The sequence below is a fragment of the Streptomyces sp. NBC_01224 genome, from assembly GCF_036002945.1.
In the GTDB taxonomy this organism is placed as follows: domain Bacteria; phylum Actinomycetota; class Actinomycetes; order Streptomycetales; family Streptomycetaceae; genus Streptomyces.
Map to the genome: position 1 here is coordinate 8,242,157 of NZ_CP108529.1, position 17,351 is coordinate 8,259,507.

The 17,351-nt window shown below is 70.3% G+C and carries 15 protein-coding genes and 2 pseudogenes; 7 read left to right on the top strand and 10 right to left on the bottom strand.

What is annotated here, in order from left to right; translation table 11 throughout:
* Nucleotides 1–21: 21 nt before the first annotated feature.
* The 5 genes from OG609_RS37475 to OG609_RS37495 form a co-directional block, all read right to left on the bottom strand.
* A complete protein-coding gene (locus tag OG609_RS37475) occupies nt 22–225 on the bottom strand; it encodes a hypothetical protein (protein WP_327276875.1) in 204 nt (67 codons plus the stop codon).
* A 218-nt stretch (nt 226–443) separates the two neighbouring features.
* The gene (locus tag OG609_RS37480) at nt 444–1,076 is read right to left on the bottom strand and encodes a hypothetical protein (RefSeq protein ID WP_327276876.1); all 633 of its coding nucleotides are present in this window, start codon (nt 1,074–1,076) and stop codon (nt 444–446) included.
* 32 nt (nt 1,077–1,108) lie between these two features.
* On the bottom strand, nt 1,109–2,401 hold the full coding sequence (locus tag OG609_RS37485) for an IS256 family transposase (protein WP_327276877.1): 1,293 nt from the start codon (nt 2,399–2,401) through the stop codon (nt 1,109–1,111).
* A 194-nt stretch (nt 2,402–2,595) separates the two neighbouring features.
* On the bottom strand, nt 2,596–3,294 hold the full coding sequence (locus OG609_RS37490) for a response regulator transcription factor (RefSeq protein WP_327276878.1): 699 nt from the start codon (nt 3,292–3,294) through the stop codon (nt 2,596–2,598).
* A complete protein-coding gene (locus OG609_RS37495; RefSeq protein WP_327276879.1) occupies nt 3,291–4,493 on the bottom strand; it encodes a sensor histidine kinase in 1,203 nt (400 codons plus the stop codon). The genes OG609_RS37490 and OG609_RS37495 overlap by 4 nt, the downstream gene beginning before the upstream one ends.
* 488 nt (nt 4,494–4,981) lie before the next feature.
* On the opposite strand from OG609_RS37495, the gene OG609_RS37500 reads away from it, so the two are divergent.
* The 3 genes and pseudogenes from OG609_RS37500 (at nt 4,982) to OG609_RS46415 (ending at nt 6,913) form a co-directional block, all read left to right on the top strand.
* Nucleotides 4,982–5,920 carry a CPBP family intramembrane glutamic endopeptidase gene (locus tag OG609_RS37500; protein ID WP_327276880.1) on the top strand — a complete coding sequence of 313 codons (939 nt, stop codon included), beginning with the start codon at nt 4,982–4,984 and terminating at the stop codon, nt 5,918–5,920.
* Nucleotides 5,921–6,428: 508 nt separating this feature from the next.
* Nucleotides 6,429–6,677: pseudogene (locus OG609_RS46410) on the top strand (chondroitinase family protein); the annotation flags it as partial.
* Nucleotides 6,602–6,913: a chondroitinase family protein gene (locus OG609_RS46415; protein ID WP_351258371.1), complete on the top strand. Its 312-nt coding sequence runs from the start codon at nt 6,602–6,604 to the stop codon at nt 6,911–6,913. The pseudogene OG609_RS46410 and the gene OG609_RS46415, both read left to right, overlap by 76 nt.
* A 43-nt stretch (nt 6,914–6,956) precedes the next feature.
* On the opposite strand, the gene OG609_RS37510 is transcribed toward OG609_RS46415, so the two are convergent.
* From OG609_RS37510 to OG609_RS37520, 3 genes are all read right to left on the bottom strand, one after another.
* The gene (locus OG609_RS37510) at nt 6,957–8,201 is read right to left on the bottom strand and encodes an SWIM zinc finger family protein (protein ID WP_327276882.1); all 1,245 of its coding nucleotides are present in this window, start codon (nt 8,199–8,201) and stop codon (nt 6,957–6,959) included.
* Nucleotides 8,198–11,026: a DEAD/DEAH box helicase gene (locus OG609_RS37515; RefSeq protein WP_327276883.1), complete on the bottom strand. Its 2,829-nt coding sequence runs from the start codon at nt 11,024–11,026 to the stop codon at nt 8,198–8,200. Before OG609_RS37515 ends, OG609_RS37510 begins: the two co-directional genes overlap by 4 nt.
* 117 nt (nt 11,027–11,143) lie before the next feature.
* On the bottom strand, nt 11,144–13,378 hold the full coding sequence (locus OG609_RS37520) for a plasmid pRiA4b ORF-3 family protein (protein WP_327276884.1): 2,235 nt from the start codon (nt 13,376–13,378) through the stop codon (nt 11,144–11,146).
* Between the two features lie 274 nt (nt 13,379–13,652).
* Between OG609_RS37520 and OG609_RS37525 the strand changes: the two genes are divergently transcribed.
* On the top strand, nt 13,653–14,072 hold the full coding sequence (locus OG609_RS37525; protein ID WP_327276885.1) for an MmyB family transcriptional regulator: 420 nt from the start codon (nt 13,653–13,655) through the stop codon (nt 14,070–14,072).
* Here OG609_RS37525 and OG609_RS37530 read toward each other — a convergent pair.
* Together OG609_RS37530 and OG609_RS37535 are read right to left on the bottom strand one after the other, a co-directional pair.
* Complete coding sequence (locus tag OG609_RS37530; protein WP_327276886.1) at nt 14,060–14,359, bottom strand: hypothetical protein; 300 nt, start codon at nt 14,357–14,359, stop codon at nt 14,060–14,062. The two genes, OG609_RS37525 and OG609_RS37530, sit on opposite strands and share 13 nt — an antisense overlap.
* Before the next feature lie 25 nt (nt 14,360–14,384).
* Nucleotides 14,385–14,657: pseudogene (locus tag OG609_RS37535) on the bottom strand (transposase family protein); the annotation flags it as partial.
* Between the two features lie 224 nt (nt 14,658–14,881).
* Between OG609_RS37535 and OG609_RS37540 the strand changes: the two are divergent.
* The 3 genes from OG609_RS37540 (at nt 14,882) to OG609_RS37550 (ending at nt 17,272) form a co-directional block, all read left to right on the top strand.
* Nucleotides 14,882–15,250 carry a BlaI/MecI/CopY family transcriptional regulator gene (locus OG609_RS37540; protein ID WP_327276887.1) on the top strand — a complete coding sequence of 123 codons (369 nt, stop codon included), beginning with the start codon at nt 14,882–14,884 and terminating at the stop codon, nt 15,248–15,250.
* The gene (locus OG609_RS37545) at nt 15,247–16,158 is read left to right on the top strand and encodes a M56 family metallopeptidase (RefSeq protein ID WP_327276888.1); all 912 of its coding nucleotides are present in this window, start codon (nt 15,247–15,249) and stop codon (nt 16,156–16,158) included. Before OG609_RS37540 ends, OG609_RS37545 begins: the two co-directional genes overlap by 4 nt.
* A 250-nt stretch (nt 16,159–16,408) precedes the next feature.
* The gene (locus OG609_RS37550) at nt 16,409–17,272 is read left to right on the top strand and encodes a F510_1955 family glycosylhydrolase (RefSeq protein WP_327276889.1); all 864 of its coding nucleotides are present in this window, start codon (nt 16,409–16,411) and stop codon (nt 17,270–17,272) included.
* Nucleotides 17,273–17,351 lie beyond the last annotated feature (79 nt).

A 17,351-nucleotide genomic window follows, 5' to 3' on the forward strand; every position in this document is an offset into this window, starting at 1 on the left:
CGCGAGGCGGTTCACCTCGCCTCAGGCCGCCGACCGGGCCGTGCGGGCGGAGGCCCAGTCACCTCTCTCGACGGCTTCGCGTAGCTCTTCCATCAGCGCCAGCAGCGGCTTGCGGGCCTCCTTCTGCCGTTTGGTGAACGGCACCGACTTCACGGTGGCTCGCCGCTGTTCCCAGTCGGGCCTGCCGGTCAGCAGGTGCACGCGGGGGCGTGATCGGTGAACCATGACGCGTCCTCCTTGGTTCCGCACCACTGGCAGGCGGGCTCCCGCTCGGCAACGAAATCAGGTAGCCATACCCGGCTGTCAGACGGCCAGAGCAATGTGCCGTGCCCTGGTGAGGGCGACATGCAGTGATCGATGATGCTCCTTACCATGGTCAAGTCCATGGGCCAGCGCTGCTGCATCGGGCTCTTCCAAGTCGGCGGAACCGGCTTTCCCCGGTCTCAGCCGGCCGAGTCCTCGGGGAGCCAGTCCGCGAAGACCTCCGGGAGGCGGCCCAGGTCCTCGGCCGTGACGGTGACGAGACGCAGACCGTGGTTGCGGGCCAGTTCCCGCTTGCGCGCGACCTTCGCCGCGTACGCTTCCTTCGCCATGAGGCCCAGGGCTTCGACGAACGTGCCGTCCGCCAGACGCCAGTCCGCCCGCAGGCCGGTCGTGTTGAGTTCCTGGTGGCGGGGGTAGGCGGGCTCCGGCTCATGGGCCACGCCCCAGTGGTGGAGGAAGTCGTCCACGTGCCGCTCGAACAGGGAGCGGCACAGATGCCCGTCCGTGGCCGTGGTCGCCGTACCCATCGAGGTGCGGACCCCGTCCGTGAGGAGCCCTGCGTGTCCCAGCCACTCCGTCCAAGTGCGGGCCGGGCGCGACGGCCGCGCACTCAGCAGCGCGGAGCCAGTACGCGGCACCAGGAAACGGCAGAGCATCACCTCGTCGACCAGATCGGAGTCCTCGAACGGGACACAGACACGGTCCAGTTGGGCGAGGGAGGGCGGCCCGGAGAACTCGATCTCCGCGAGCCTGCGCAGCGCGTAAACGATCGCTTCCGTCCACGCTCCGTCCGCTCCCGTGTCCCGCAGCACCCCAACGAGCGGTGCAACTCGGGTTGTTGGAGTTACTGACGGGCCGCAGAGACCCGGCCGTCGAAGGTGATGTCGAAGGCGTTGAGTGCGGTCTTCCAGCGCATGGTCCAGCGGGCCTGGCCCTTGCCGGTCGGGTCCAGCGACATGATCGCCATGTAGACGCACTTCAGGGCGGCCTGCTCGTTCGGGAAGTGACCGCGGGCTTTCACTGCCCGTCGGATCCGCGCGTTCACGGACTCGATCGCGTTCGTCGTACAGACGATGCGGCGGATCTCGGTGTCGAAGCGGAGGAAGGGAGTGAACTCCTCCCAGGCGTTCTCCCAGAGCCGGACGATTGCCGGATACTTCTTGCCCCACGCGTCGGCGAACTCCGCGAACCGCTCGAGTGCGGCTTCCTCGGTCGCCGCGGTGTAGACGGGCTTGAGGAGCTTGGCGATCTTGTCCCAGTCCTGGCGGGCGGCATAGCGGAAGGAATTCCGCAGCAGGTGGACCACGCAAGTCTGGACAGTGGTGCGGGGCCAGACCGTCTCGACCGCGTCGGGCAGGCCCTTGAGCCCGTCGCAGACGAGCATGAGGACATCGTTCACGCCGCGGTTCTTGATCTCGGTGAGGATGTGCATCCAGTGCTTGGCGCCCTCGCCACCATCACCTGCCCACAGGCCGAGAATGTCCCGCCGGCCCTCGGCCGTGACGGCCAGGGCCACGTAGATGGGCCGGTTCGCCACGGCGCCGTCGCGGATCTTCACGTGGATCGCGTCGATGAAGACCACCGGATAGACGGCGTCCAGGGGCCGGTTCTGCCACTCGGCCATGCCCTCGAGGACCTTGTCGGTGATCGTGGAGATCGTCTGCCGGGACACCTCGGCGCCGTGGACCTCAGACAGGTGGGCCTGGACCTCACCGGTCGTCAAGCCCTTCGCGGCGAGCGAGATGACCATCTCGTCGACGCCGGACAGACGCTTCTGCCGCTTCTTGACGATCTTCGGCTCGAAGGAGCCCTCGCGGTCACGGGGCACGGTTATCTCGACCGGGCCGACGTCGGTCAGCACGGTCTTGGCACGGGTTCCGTTGCGGCTGTTCCCACCGTTCTTCCCGGCGGGATCGTGCTTGTCATAGCCGAGGTGGTCGGTGATCTCGCCCTCGAGGGCGGACTCCAGGAGCCGCTTGGTCAGCTGCTGGAGCAGCCCACCCTCGCCGGTCAGCTGAAGGCCCTCGGCCTGAGCCCGGCCCACCAGCTCATCAATCAGCCGGTCGTCCACAGACTTCGACGGCACCGCGTCAGACGGCTCGACGGTTTCGACCTCGGTCACGTTGTTGCTGGTCATCGATGCATCTTCCATGATCGGGAGTTACACCGAACGTTTTACAGTCCCCGTCGTAGACACCCGACTCGCCCAGCTTGCCGATGCTCCCGAGCACGAGGTAGGAGGAGGTCGTCAACCGCACGTCAGCCATGGGTGGGACCGCATGTCGCCGACGCCTGGGCGGGCCGACGGCCCCGGCCGGTGTCACACGGCCGTCAGGCTCGGTCGCCGCCTCCCGCCACGCCCGCCCGGTACGCCAGGACCACCGCCTGGACGCGGTCGCGGAGGTCCAGTTTGGTGAGGATGCGGGAGACGTAGGTCTTCACGGTCTCTGCGCTGATGACCAACTGGGCGGCTATTTCGGCGTTCGACAGGCCCTTGCTGATGAGGAGGAGGACCTCGTGCTCGCGGGGGGTGAGCATCTTGAGGCGGTCGCGCTCGGGGGACGTGGGGACGGTGGTGGGGCGCAGGCGTTCGGCGAAGCGACCGATCAGGGTGCGGGTGACGGCGGGGGCGAGGAGGGACTCGCCACGGGCGACGGTGCGTACCGCGTTGATCAGTTCGGGCGGTGGGGCGTCCTTGAGTAGGAAGCCGCTGGCGCCGGCGCGGAGGGCCTCGTACACGTATTCGTCGACGTTGAAGGTCGTGACGATGAGGATCTTCGCGGGGTTGGGGGAGTCGGGTCCTGCCAGGCGGCGGGTGGCCTCGATTCCGTCGAGCAGGGGCATGCGGATGTCCATGACGACGACGTCCGGCTTCAGCTCCTGCGCGCTCCGGATCGCCGCTCGGCCGTCCTCGGCCTCGCCCACGACCTCCATGTCGGGCTGGGCGGAGAGGATCGTGACGAAGCCGGCGCGCACGAGGGCTTGGTCCTCGCAGACCAGCACCCTGATCGCAGCGGGCGGAACACTCATGCGGCACCTTCTGTGGGGATGCGTGCGTGCACGCGGAACCCGCCCTCCGGGCGGGGCCCGGCGGCGAACTCGCCGCCCAGCATCTCCACCCGTTCCCGTAGCCCGGTCAGGCCCCGGCCGCCCGAGACGTGCGGCCCGCCGTCGCAGAGGGCGGCGGATACGGGCGCGCCGTTGGCCGCTTGGGCGGTGGTGACCTCGATGTCCGTCCAGTCGGGGGCGTGCGTGAGCCGTACCAGTGTCGGTCTGCCCGCGGCGTATTTCACGGCGTTCGTCAGGGATTCCTGCACGACGCGATACGCCGTGAGTCGGGCGCCTATGTCCATGTCCGGCTGCTCTCCGTCCTCGACCAGTTCGATCGGCTGGCCGCCCGCTCGTGTCTGCTCCACCAGGTCAGGCACCCGGCCCGGCAACGGCGTCCGTTCCTTGGGCGCCGACTCGCCGGTCGCCTCCAGCACGCCGAGCAGGAACCGTAGTTCGGCCAGCGCGCGGCGGCCGGTGCCGTTGATGGCGTCGAGGGCCTCGCCGATCCGGTCCGGTGACCCGGTGAGGTACTGTGCCGCGCCGGCCTGCACGACCATCGCGGTCACATGGTGGGTCACCACGTCGTGCAGCTCCCGGGCCAGTCGCCCGCGTTCCGCATCGATGGCCGCCTGTGCGGACAGGCGCCGACGCTCGGCCTCGTGCGCCCGCCGCCCGCGCACCAGGACGCCCAGGCCCCACATCGCCACCAGGACCAGGTAGTAGACCAGGAAGTCGGTCAGGCCGTCGGGCGAGCCCAGCGCGTACAGGACGACATCGAACACCAGGTACCCGCCCGTCGCCGCCAGCGGTACGGCCCGCCGGAGGCGTTCCTGGTGGGCACCCACGGAGTACAGCGCGATGTACAGCCCCAGGCTGCCGAAGGCCGCCGGGTAGCCGAGGCACTCGTGGACCGCGAACGAGGTCCCCGCTACCGCGAGGCAGACGGCCGGCCATCGGGTGCGCACCGCGAGCGGCAGAGTCTGACCCAACGTCAGCAGCACGCTCGCCATGGAGGCGCCGTGAGTGGGAAGGTCGCCGAACCGAGCCCCGACCCGTGACAGCGGCTCCGCGAACGACAGCACGGTGAAGACGAGCGCGAACTCGCGGTCCCTGGTAGCGGTGGGGCGTGCTCCCCACCACCGCGACAGCCAGCGGAGCCGACTGGTTGCGGCGGCCACCGGGTTCCCGCGTGCGGAGGGGCCCCTGTCCCGCGCCCGCGGTTCGGCCCCGGCCCCGGAAGGGGGCGCCGGGGGCCGGCCGGTCCTTGGCCGGCCCGGGCGGGGAGCGGGGTCCGTCGGCGCGGGGCATGCCGAGCCTGATGGTTCACAAGCTGCTTGGTCTTCCGTCATCATCCATGATCTCGTAAGTCCGGCACTGAGCGGCATGAGGACCGGGCCGTGGTCCGCGGCCTGGTCCATTCGGTACGACCCGTCCGGCATCCGCACCACACGGCAGCGCGGACCGGACGGTCCTGCTCGGTGAATCTAGCGTCCTGTGGCGGGAGTTGTGTCCCCCGCAAGAGAACAGCCGGGTAGCTCGCTCGGGGGACCGGAGGATGCGGCAAGTGCCCACCCGGTGGTGACGATTCGCAGGAGCCGCGGCCCGTAGTTTTCCGGCATCGAAAGCGGAGACCGCCTGCTGGGAGCGGGCCCCTGAGGAGGAAGCCATGTCGTCCAACCACCACCAGTCACCGAAACGACTCGCCGGTCGCGGAGCCGAAAGGACCGGATCGACCGGGAAGAACACCGGGCACCCCGCGCGGTGGGCGACGTCGACGTGGGTGCGTCTGCCGGTGCTGTTCGTGCTGATGCTGGCCGTGGGCGGGATCACCAGCGCGATCAACAGCGCCGCCGCCGCCACTCCGCTGACCGCTCTGATCAGCGGGGTGGCCACCGGCGGCCTCGCCCTGGCCGCCTATGCCAGGCTCGTGCGGCACCTGGAGGACCGCAGCAGGCCGCAGGAGCTGGCTCCGGCGCAGGCCCGGCCGGAACTGTGCCGGGGCGCCCTGCTCGGGCTGGGTCTGTTCACCGTCACGATCGCGCTGGTCGCGATGACCGGCGGATACCACATCCACGGCTGGGGATCGATCGGTGGCGCACTGACCACGCTGGGGTTGATGAGCTGCGTGGCGGTCACTGAGGAACTGGCCTTCCGCGGTGCGCTGTTTCGGGTGCTGGAGGAGAAGACCGGGACGTGGGGGGCGCTGGCCGTCTCCGGGCTCGCTTTCGGCGGCCTGCACTTGGTCAACCCCGACGCGACGCTCTGGGGCGCGCTGGCCATCGCCGTCGAGGCCGGGCTGATGTTCGGCGCGCTCTACGCCGCCACCCGCTCGCTGTGGCTGCCGATCGGCCTGCACCTGGGCTGGAACATGGCCGAGCAGGGCATTTACGGCACCGCCGTCTCCGGTTCCGGGACCGGCACCGGCGGCCTGCTGCACGCCTCCGTCAGCGGTCCCCAGGCCCTGACCGGCGGCGACTTCGGCCCCGAGGCCAGCATCTTCGCCGTCCTGGTGTGCGCCGTGCCCACCGTGCTGTTCCTCATAACCGCCAAGCGCCAGGGCCGCATCTACACCCGCGCCGAAATGGCACAGGTACGGCAGAACTGACACGGGGCCGCGCCACCGGCGCGTGGAGGGCGGGCAGCCAGGCTGCCCGCCCTCCACGCGCTCCGCTGTTCGGACTTGAGGTCCTCGGCGCGGGGCTCGGGGATTTCCGCTAGCAACGGTGAACCGGTGAGGGGGTTCAGGCGTTGCACGATGGCTCTCGGCCCACGCGATCCATGCCTCGACTTTCGCTCTGATCAGGACATGCGGGAACGCCAGGCCGTCCGAATCCCGCCGGGCACCGCTCGCCCTCGACGCGGACATCCCCGACTACAGCGCCTACTGGTACAGCAACTTCGTGGTGGGCGCGATGGGCCCCGGCTCCTTCCACGAGGCCGCTGCTCGACCGTACGGGCAAGCTGTGGAAGCAGCCGGGCTACGTCAAGGCCGCCGAGCGCGTCGACGCCCTGGCCGAGGGCGGGTACTTCGCCGACGGCTACGACGCCAGTAGGTTCCCGGCGATCCAGCAGAAGTGGGCGACGGGCAAGGCCGGCTTCCTCCTGATGGGTTCATGCAGATCACCGCGAGCCCGGATGCCCGGCTCGGCATCAGCGACGTGCGTTCCGTGAACGGCACGCACGCGCTGCGCCGGTGGGACCACGCCCCGCGCTCCGTGATCACCGTCGACGCCGAGCTCGCCTGGGCCCACGACCCGTACGAGCCGAAGCCGCTCGACGACCGGGCATGGCAGGGAGCCGTCGACTCCTTCTCGGTGTGGATCTACAACGAGACGCCCACCGGCATCGACGACGTCGTGCGCTTCGAGTTCGGGCAGGGGAGCCGCACGACTGCTGGTTCGAGTTCCGGCTGGACTTCACCGGTCGGCGTACCGCCTGGGTGCGCTACGCGTACGACATGCACGGCCGTCCGCACCTCGCCATGGACACCGTCCGTATCATCACGCCCCGCAGGCCCGGGCCCGCATCAGCCACTACAGGCGAAGCGGACACAGCCCCTTGGCGGACGGTACCGGGTGACGGAAATCGGGAGTCGTGAACCTGTGGGCTGAGGCGGTTGGTTCACGGGTCTCTCCTACGTGTCACCTCTCCGTCTGCTGCCAGACGGAGGTGAGCGCCGTGACGGGGTCCGGACCGGCCGGCGCTGATGGCCACCACTCGCCGTCGCCGTCCTGGAGGTAAGGGTGCCAGCGAGTGTCAGGGCCCAGGCGCAGCTGGATGCGGTGGTCGGTGAGCGTGAGGCGGTTGCGCCAGGTCCTGAGGGCGACCGGGGTGGTGGCCATTTCGGCGAGGGCCTCGGTCAGGGCGGAGCGGGCGGCTGTCATCGCCGTCGGGTCGGGGGTGTGGGGCTGTTCGGCGACGGTGATGCCGGTTGGGCCGCCATACCGCCAGGCGCGGGTGAGGCGGACGAACGCGGTCGGTTTGGCACCGGTGTTCTGGATGAGGTGGTGGAACCACTCGGGGCCGCAGTTGCTCGCGGCGATCCGTGTCGCGTCCTCGTGCTGGGACAGATGCAGGCTGGTGGTGTCACCCTTGAGCACCTGTGCGGCGCGTGTGGCGGTGTCCGCCATGAGGCGTTCGAGGTCCGCGGTGGACAGACCGGTGCCGGGTGGCGGGGCGGCGGGCAGCGCGGCGGTGTGGGGCGCCGGTTCGGGGAGTTCGGGAAGGGGCGGAGAGTGTTCGGCCAGTGCGGCCCAGGCTGCGTAGGTGCCCGCGGCCGGCACGCCGGCTGGGGACGGTGGGGTGGAGGTCGCCTGGGCGGCCGTACGGCGGGCGCGCAGCTGGGCGAGGGCCTCCTCTCGTCCGCGGCCGCGCAGGGCGAACACCACGAAGGGGTCGGCGTCGATGGTCGCGGCGATGGCGTAGCAGAGCGCGGCGGCGTGTTTGCAGGGGTAGCCCCAGTCGGGGCAGGAACATTCGGGGTCGAGTTCGGTGGGCTGCGGGAGCAGGGGTACGCCGGCGTGGCGGGCGTCGTCGACGAGTTCGGCGGGCATCTCGCCGTCGAGGAGTGCGGCGAGATGCCCGGCCCGGGCCGCGATGGTGTCGAGGAGGGTGTCCCACTGGGCGTCGGTGAGGACAGGCAGGTGGACGGCGGAGCGGTAGGGACGGGGCCTGCTGCCCTGGACGGCGGCTTTGACCTGGCCGGGGGCGATGGTGACGGGCCCGACCATGCCCTGGCGGGCGTAGGTGCGTCCGCGGGACAGGCGCCCCGAGTCCAGGGTGGAGTCCTCAAGGGCCGTTACCCATGCCTGGCCCCACCAGGTCGCGGCGAAGGCACGCCTGCCGCGGGTGGGCGCGCGGCGCGGGCCGGGGACCGAGGGGCTCATGACTGCCTCCCCAGGGCGACCAGTTCGGCGAGATCGTCGTCGGACAGTTCGGTCAGAGCGCCCTCACCGGATCCGACCACGGCGTCGGCGAGCGCACGCTTGGATTCGAGCAGCTTCGCCACCTTGTCCTCCACGGTCCCCTCCGCGAGGAGTTTGTGGACCTGTACGGGTCTGTCCTGCCCGATGCGGTAGGCGCGGTCGGTGGCCTGGTCCTCGACCGCCGGGTTCCACCAGCGGTCGTAGTGCACGACATGGGTGGCGCGGGTGAGGTTGAGGCCGGTGCCCGCGGCTTTCAGGGAGAGCAGGAACACCGGCACCTCGCCGCGCTGGAAGCGGTCCACCATCTCCTCGCGCGCGGCGACGGGGGTGCCGCCGTGCAGGAAGAGGGTGGGGACGCCTCGTTCCGCGAGGTGCCTCTCCAGCAGGGTCGCCATCTGCTTGTACTGGGTGAAGACCAGCGCCGACTCGCCTTCGGCGGTGATGGTGTCGACCAGTTCGTCGAGGAGGTCGAGTTTGCCGGAGCGGCTGTGCAGCGGTGTGGACTGGCGCAGGTACTGGGCGGGGTGGTTGCAGATCTGCTTCAGCGCGGTGAGGAGCTTCAGGATCAGGCCGCGGCGGGCGATGCCCTCGGATTCGGCGATTTTCGCCATGGTTTCGCGGACCACCGCCTCGTACAGGCTTGCCTGCTCGGCGGTAAGCGGGACGACGCGGTCGGTCTCGGTCTTGGCGGGCAGTTCGGGCGCGATGCCCGGATCGGACTTCCTTCGGCGCAGCAGGAACGGGCGGACGAGACGGGACAGCCGTTCGGCGGCCTGCGGGTCCTCGCCCGACTCGATCGTACGGGCGTGGCGCTCGCGGAAGGCGTTGAGTGGGCCGAGGAGCCCGGGGGTGGTCCAGTCGAGGAGTGCCCAGAGTTCGGAGAGGTTGTTCTCCACGGGGGTGCCGGTGAGCGCGACGCGGGCGCGGGCGGGCAGGGCACGCAGCTCGCGGGCAGTGACGGCGTAGGGGTTCTTGACGTGCTGGGCCTCGTCGGCGGCGATCAGCGACCAGGCGTTCTCGGCGAGGGTCTCCCGGTCGCGGCGCAGGACGCCGTAAGTGACCAGGACGATCTCGTCGTCGGCGAGGTCCGCGAGGTGGCGGTCGCCCCCGTGGTACCGGCGCACTGGCGTGGCCGGCGCGAACCGGGCCGCCTCGCGCTGCCAGTTGCCCAGCAGCGAGGCGGGGCAGACGACGAGCGTGGGCCCCGCGGTCGCGGGGTCGGTCTGGCGGTGCAGGTGCAGAGCGAGCAGGGTGACGGTCTTGCCCAGGCCCATGTCGTCGGCGAGACAGCCGCCGAGACCGAGCTCGCACATTTCGGCCAGCCAGGCCAAGCCCCGCTTCTGGTAGTCGCGCAGCGTGGCCTTCAGAGCGGCGGGCTGGGCGGCGGGGGTGCGGGATTCGGGGTCGCGGATGCGGGCGACGAGGTCGCCGAGCGCCCCGACCGCCGCACAGCGAAAAGTTTCCCCGTCCCGTTCCACCTCGCCGGTCAGCGCGGCGCCGAGCGCCTCCATGGGGGTGAGAGGTTCCATCCGGCGGCGCCTGGCGCGGGCCACCAGCTTCGGGTCCGCGACCACCCACTGGTCGCGCAGCCGGACGAGGGGGCGGCGTGCCTCGGCGAGGGCGTCCATCTCGGCCTCGGTGAGCGGTTCCCCGCCGAGCGAGAGCTGCCAGCGGAAGTCGAGGAGGGCGTCGGCGTCGAGCATGCCGCCCGCGCTGGAGCCGGGCGCGGTGCGCTGCCCGATCTCCGCGGTCGCGGTGAGTGCCTTGACCAGCTTGCGCGGCCAGTGCACGTCGATACCGGCGGCGCGCAACGTGTCGGTCGCGTCGCCCAGCAGGTCGAAGGCTTCGTCGTCGGTCAGCCGCAGCTGGTCCGGAGCGGCGTCTTTCAGCAGCCGGTCGAGCGGTGGCCAGACGCGGGCGCCACGGCGCAGTGCGAGCAGCGTCTCGGTCTCGGAGCGCGGGCCGAGCAGGCGCTCGGTCTCGGTCGGCTCGCTCCACAGTCGTGCGGCCTCCACGACGAGCGCCGGATCCGCCGCGGTGTGCAACTGCAGGACGGCCCGGAACTGCCGACGCCGCCCCTCGGGTACGTCGACCCGCAACGAGACCCTGACGTCGGCGGTGAACGCGGCGGCCGTCTCCTCGGCCCACTCGCGCAGCGCGGGCACCGCACGCGTCTCTCGCCAGGCGTACGGCAGGGCTCCCATGGCGAGCGGAGCGGCGGGAGCACGGACCAGTTCGTCGGCGACCGCGTCGCAGAACTGGCGTACCAGCGCGGCCGGTTCGGCGATCCGCAGCGGCGCGGGCCCGGGCTCGGGTAGGCAGTGGGCGTGTGGCGGGAACGCGGCGGCGAGGGCGTCCAGTGTCTGCCGCTGGGCGGCGGTGAAGGGGCCCGCCTTCCAGGTGTCGTGGCCGGCGTCGGTGAGGGCCGGGTGGAGGCGGCCGTCGGCGAGCAGTCGCAGCGCCAAGCGGGCGGCGGATTGCCAGGCGGCGGCGGACGGGTGCGGCGGCTGTGCCCCGGACAGCGCGGCGACAGCGAGGGCGACGGGCAGTGCGTAGCCCTCCACCTTGCGCCGTCTGACCGAGCGGCCGTGCGGCAGCACGAGCTCCGCCGCCTCAGGCTCGACGACCGCAGGTGCCATGCTCTCGGCAGTGGCTGCCCCTGCGGGCTGCCAGAGCAGCAATCGGCCGAGGCGGGCGGGCTCGCCGGGCAGGAACACCGCCGCCCAGCCGTCGTCGAGCCGACTCCGCGCCCAGGCAGCCGACTCCGGTGTGGCCCATCGCGGCACGCCCCTCGTTCCTGTGCCCTGTTCCCGTACGAGGACTCGTGCCACTCTCTTTCGCCTCACCGTCGTCCAGGCGGTCTTCACCGCGCCTTCGTCCACCAGCAGGTTCCGACCCTGTTGTCACCTGCGGGAGTGGGCCTTGATCGCCGCGGTACGCATGCGTTTGGCCAGCCGCTTGTCGACGCCGCGCAGGCCCTCACCCAGTTCGGCGAGCACCAGGGGGGTGGCTGGGTGCTCCACTCGCCACAGCTCGTCCACCCGCTGTTCGAGCGCATCCGGCGCCGTGTTCCAGTTCTCCAGGAAGCCCTGGGTCAGCTCCTCGTTCTCCTGAGCACCGGCGAGGATCGACAGTCCGTCGATGAGCAGCCACAATCCGGCCTCCTCCGTCCGCGCCGGGTCCATGTGTGCGTCTGCCCCAGGGCGTGCGCCCAGGGTCGCGGTGGCCACCTGGCGGCACCCCTCGACGTCGGAGTCCGCCGCCTTGCGCAGCACGCGCCGTGCCCGGGGGCCGTCGAGGTCGGCCAGCACCAGTTGGGCCACGGCACGCTTCGCCGCTGCCTCGGAACCGTCTCCCGCGCATGCGTCGAGCAGCCCTACCGCGGCATCCGCCGCCGTACGGTGTGCCAGCCACCCTTCGACCTCCCGGCGCATCTCCTCGGGGGAGTAGCCCAGGAGCCCCTGGAGCAGAGCGCCGGCGTCGGCTTCGGCGTACTCACCGAGCAGGGGCGCGGGCACACCGCACTCCATCAGATAGGCGCGGAGCCCGTAGCGGCCGAGCGGGGTGATCCGCATGCGGTGCCCGCGCTTGTCGTCCCACGACCGATCCGACGCCGCCGTCGAGGTTCCTGAACCGCCGCCCAGCTCCTGTCCGACCATGGAGTTCAGGAGTGTGCGCAGAGTCTCCTCGGCCGAATCGCCGCCGTCACCGGGCTCGTACTCCACCGCACCCAGCAGGGCGAGCCCTTCCCCGAGCTCGTGGAAGGACGCTGCGAACAGTGCCTGGAAGAGATCGAACTCCGGCCCGTTCTCGCCCACCTCGCGGGCCTTCGCACGCAGGTCGTCGACATCCACCCAGGCGTCGTCCGGGGCGTCGTACAGCAGGCCGACCAGTGAGTCGGCGATCTCGGCCGTCAGCTCACCGTGCCACCCGTCCAGCACCCCCGTCTCACCGATCTCCTCCAGCAGATCGCCCATAGCGGCGGCCCAGAACTCCGGAAGGTCCTCACCGGTGAAGTCGGTTGCCCCGCCACCCCATGCGCGGCCCCCGCTGATCGTGATCAACCCGCCATCCACGGCGAGCCACCACGGATCATCGAGAACGGAAACGTCCTTGGCGCTGCGCAGCGATTTCAACGCACGAGCCCGCGCGACGGCATCGGCATACGGCGAGTCGTCGCCGGCCAGCTTCCACAGCTGGAGCTCCTCGACAGCCTCACGGGCGAGCGCGGGCCGCAGCACCCGGCCGGCGGTGACCTGCCGTCCCTCGCGGCACCAGGCGGCGAGCCGCAGCGCCGCGTCGAAGAGCGGAACACCCCGCACGGCAGCGGCAAGGTCCTCCTGCGGTGCCAGGGTCACCGGGCGCAGCACAGGCACATCCTCGGCCGGTCCGTCGACTCCGGCATCGACCGGATCGCCCACCCCGCACTGCCCGCAGGTACACAACGCCACGTCCTCGGCGGTCAGCCGACGGACACCGCCGCGCCCGGCCCGATCACCGGCCGACGGCTTCGCTCTGCCGGACACCGTGTCCGGCGTCAACCGGGCCAGCCGCGCGGTGATCCCGTCCCGGTCGAAGGCCGCCGGATCGTAACCGGCCGCCCGCAGTTCGGCGACGAGCTCACCGTACGGGCCATCCCCGGCCCCATCCGGGGTGTCGAGGAACTCCAGAACCCCGGCCAGCCCCCACACGCCGCCGATGTCCTCGGCCGGTACATCGGCACGACGCCCGCCGACGCAGCGCACCGCCCGCTCCGCGCCGTCCGGGCGGGGCAGCGTCTTCTCCAGCGTGATCCCGTGCTCCCAGTCGTCGCCGAAGTCGTAGACGTAGCGCAGCCGTGCTCCCTCCTCGGCCAGCACGTCGCCGAGCGCGGTGGCGTCCTCGTCGCCGACCCCGCGGCCGAAGCCGAGATCGATGTCGGTGAGTCGTGCCGTGTCGCCGTACCCCCGGCCGAACTCGTCGGTGAAGAGGTGCAGATGGCCACCGTGCCATCCGAAGGCGACCTGGATGGCGTCGTGCAGCGTCCCGAGTGACGTGTCGGACGGCAGCACAAGGCGCCGCCACAGGGGCGGTCTCGTACTGTGCAGCACGATCTTCAACTGGAGATCGGACGGGGCTGTCTTCCCGTCTCGCCACATCTGCTGCTCCCACCGCTCCGGGGCCACTTGAACGGCCCCATCATGGCGCTGTCCGCGTGCCCAGCTCAAACCCGGTTGTGGCGGCTACCGTCCTTTTGGGCAGACACGGCCCCGCCGTCGCCCGCAGTGGATATCCTGTGTCCTCGCGACCGTTCGCGGGCAGCGCAGGCGCTCGGGAGCACATGGCCCTACCGGCCACGGCTGCTGCATTGCGTGCCCGTAGGGCTTTTGGACCCGGACACGGTGAAGGCATTTCAGGAGTGGATGCGCGCCCGTGCACAGGCGATTGCGCTATCTCTACGACCTCGCCCGCGCGGCGACGCCGTCGGGCCGACGCCCCACGGTGACCGCGTCCCGCGTACGGCCCACGATCCTGCGGCTGCTCGACTCGATGACCGACGTGCCGGCCTACGTGCGCAACGCGCGCTTCGACATCCTGGCCGCCAACACCCTGGGGAGGGCGCTGTACGCGCCCGTCTTCGAGTCACCGCTGTTCGCCCGGCGCGGCCCGGTCAACAGCGCCCGCTTCATGTTCCTCGACCCGGCCAGCCAGGAATTCTGGATCGACTGGGAAAAAGGAGCCAACGACGCGGTCGCCTTCCTACGCACCGAGACGGGCCGGGCGCCCCACGACAAGGCACTCACCGATCTGATCGGAGAGCTGACGACCAAGAGCGCGTGTCAGGGGCCGTAGGGGCTCCAGTGCCCGAGGAAGGGCTTCAGGTCGTCGGCTTGTGGTTCGGGGATTTCGGGCAGTCGGGGCGGCGTGGTCAGTGGGCCGAGGCGGTTCACGGTGGCCGCTGCCCAGCTGATCCATGCTTCGGCTTCGGTTCTGGGTTGCCCCGGCGGCATGGTCTCGATTCGGGTGCCTGCAGCGCTCACGTACTGGGTCAGTCGGGTGGCGTGTCGCCATGCCGCTTTCTGCGCTTCGAAGTGCTTGACGCGGTACGTCTTCGCGTGGCGGACGCGGGCTTCCTCCACGGCGGCTTCCCAGCGGATGCGCTTCGGTCTGCCGCCGGCAGCCCAGGACCGGGCAGACCGAACGTCGTACCCGGACGTTGACCACGACCCGGCGGCCATCGACTGGCACATCCGCAACCGTCCGGACGTGGTATCCGTGCACCTTCCCCGTCGGCGCCCCGCACATCGGGCAGGGAAAGGGAACATCCCTGGTCCGGGCCAAGACCCGGATCACCTCGCCGTCGTCCACCACATCATCGATGACCAGTGCCGATAGCCCTGAAAACACCGTTGCCACAAGGGAGTTGGCATCTCGCATACAACGTCGACGACGCCAGTTACCTGCCGTCACCACCGACTACGGAACAGAGCCGAACGATTTACAGTCCCCATCGCGGGCTCCCCGGGGTTCTTCGGCCTGACCGGCTTGTCGAGGTCGCCGTCTGTGGCGCGTGTCTCCTTCTCGGTATCTGTACGCGAGGCCTGAACGGATGCCCGTCTACTATGGATCTGCGTACTGGGCGGCAGAAGGAAGTCAGAGCAATGCGGCGGCTGGGGGACCTTGAGGCGGAGATCATGGATCGACTCTGGACGTGGAATCGTCCTGCGACTGTGCGCGAGGTCGTCAACGACATCAACGAGACCCGCCCTCTCGCCTACACCACCGTGATGACCGTCACCAACATCCTGTACTCCAAGGGCTGGCTGTCGCGCGGAAAGGAGGGACGTGCCTGGCTGTACACACCGGTCCGCAGCCGCGAGGCGTACGCTGCCGCGCTGATGGAGGACGGCCTCGGGGCCAGCAAGGACCGCTCGGCGGCGCTGGTGCATTTCGTCGAGGGCATGTCGGAGGACGAGGTAGCCGCCCTCCGCAGGGCGCTTCGCAGCGTAGGGCGACAGGCCAAGCCGTGATCTCGGCACCTGCTCTGATCGGCTACACGGCAGCCGTCGGATTCATCGCCCCGAGAGTGCTGCTGCGCAGCAGCTGGCCTCATCGCGCTCCCGCCCTGGCGGCAGCGGCGTGGCCAGCCCTGGCGGTCTCGTTCTCGGTCGCTGCCACGCTCACCGCTTACGGCCTCGCCTTGCCGACAGAGCATCTGCACGCCGGCCTTACGGGCCTGCTGCACTTCTGCGGACTGGAGGCGAGTGCGGGTCGGCCCGATCCCGACACGGTGGGCCAGCTTGCCATCGCCCTACCGGCCGCCCTCGCGCTCGCCCTGGTCGCGAGCTTCTCCTGGCACGTCGCACGAGCGTGCAGAGCCCGAGCACGGCATCGGGAAGCCGTGGACCTGGTGGGCCGCCACTCGGCCCGGCTGCGTGCCACAGTCCTGCCGTACAACGTTCCCGCCGCGTACTGCTTGCCCGGCCGCCGCGCACGGATCGTGATCAGCGACGCGGCGGTACACCGATTGACGCCCGAGCAGCTCGATGCCGTACTCAAGCACGAGCAGGCGCACATCGCGGGCCATCACCACCTCGCGCTGGCCGCTGCTGAGGCGTTCCACTCCGTGTTCCGTCGGCTGCCGCTGGCTCGCCATGTCCGGGAGCAGACAGCGCTCTTGCTGGAGATGGTCGCGGACGATCGCGCACTGCGCAGTCACTCCCACGAGGTGCTCGTCACCGCGATGTACGAGATGGCTGCGGCGCAGACCCCGCATGGAGCGTTCTCAGCGGGTGGCCAAACCGTCCTGATCCGCGCGAAGCGGGTCCTGGGACCGCGCACAGCGCCGCACCCCGCGCTGTGGTGGTCCGTCGCTGTCATGGCTGCGACGGTTCCTGTGCTTCCGCTGCTGGTGGCCTGCCCGCCCGGTCTCGGCTGACCACAGTCACCCGGAGGGGTCCGGATTGGGAACGAACCATCAGCCGATACTGCCAACGGTGCGTGGCCGACCACTTCCGTACGGGTACCGGCGCCGCCAAAGACCGGCTGTTGATGTAAAGCGGGCAACCCCACGGGCCATCCACGCTCCACACCGCAGCCAAGACCTCGGGATCACCCGTCTCCACAGCGTTCGCTCTGCGTGGCGCCCTGGCACCTGAGCACCAACTCGTATCACCCTAGGAGCTTCTGTGACAGCACTACCGGCAACCCGCACCCTGCTTGCTGCCGCCGGCACCGCGCTCGCTCTTCTCGTCCTCACCGCTTGCGGGGGCGGGTTGTCCGAGACGGGCGAGACGTCGGCTTCGACGCCGACGCTCTCGCATGTGCACGGTCTCGGCGTCGACCCGGCTGATGGTCGCATGTATGTCGCAACCCACGACGGCCTCTACACAGTCGCCGAAGACCAGAAGCCAAAGCTCGTAGGCGATCGCAAGGATGACTTCATGGGCTTCACGGTGACGGGCAAGAACGCCTTCATCGCCAGTGGACACGGAGCGCCGGGCAGTGGCCGTCCGGCCAACCTCGGCGTGATCAAGACCGAGGACGCCGGCCACACCTGGGCACCCCGGTCGCTGTCAGGCGAGGCCGACTTCCACTCCCTGGACTCGGCCCAGGGCGCGGTCTTCGGGTACGAGAACGGACGGATCAGGGTCAGCAGCGACCTCAAGAACTGGGACGACCGGGCAGTGCTGAACGCCCTTGATCTCGCGGTGGACCCGACCAGGGCCGAAACGTTGCTGGCCACGACGGCCGAGGGCATCCTCACCAGCACCGACGGCGGACGCACCTTCGGCAAGGCTGCAGGACCGGTCCAGGCTTTTCTGTCCTGGCCCGAGGAGAAGTCGCTGTTCGGCATTGACACGTCGGGCAAGTTGAGTCGCAGCGACGACGGTGGCACAACGTGGAAGCAGCTCACGACCGTGCCCGGCGGAACACCGCAGGCGCTCACCGCCGCGGACGGCGACCACATCCTCGCCGCGACACAGAGCGGTGTGTACGAGTCACGGGACGGCGGAAAGACCTTTGCCGAACTCGCACCGCTCGCTTCCTGAACGCCAAGACCAGCCACTGCAGTGACGCCGTGAGACCTGGGCGTCCGCACTGCTCATCTGGCGCTACGGCCGCGTCGAG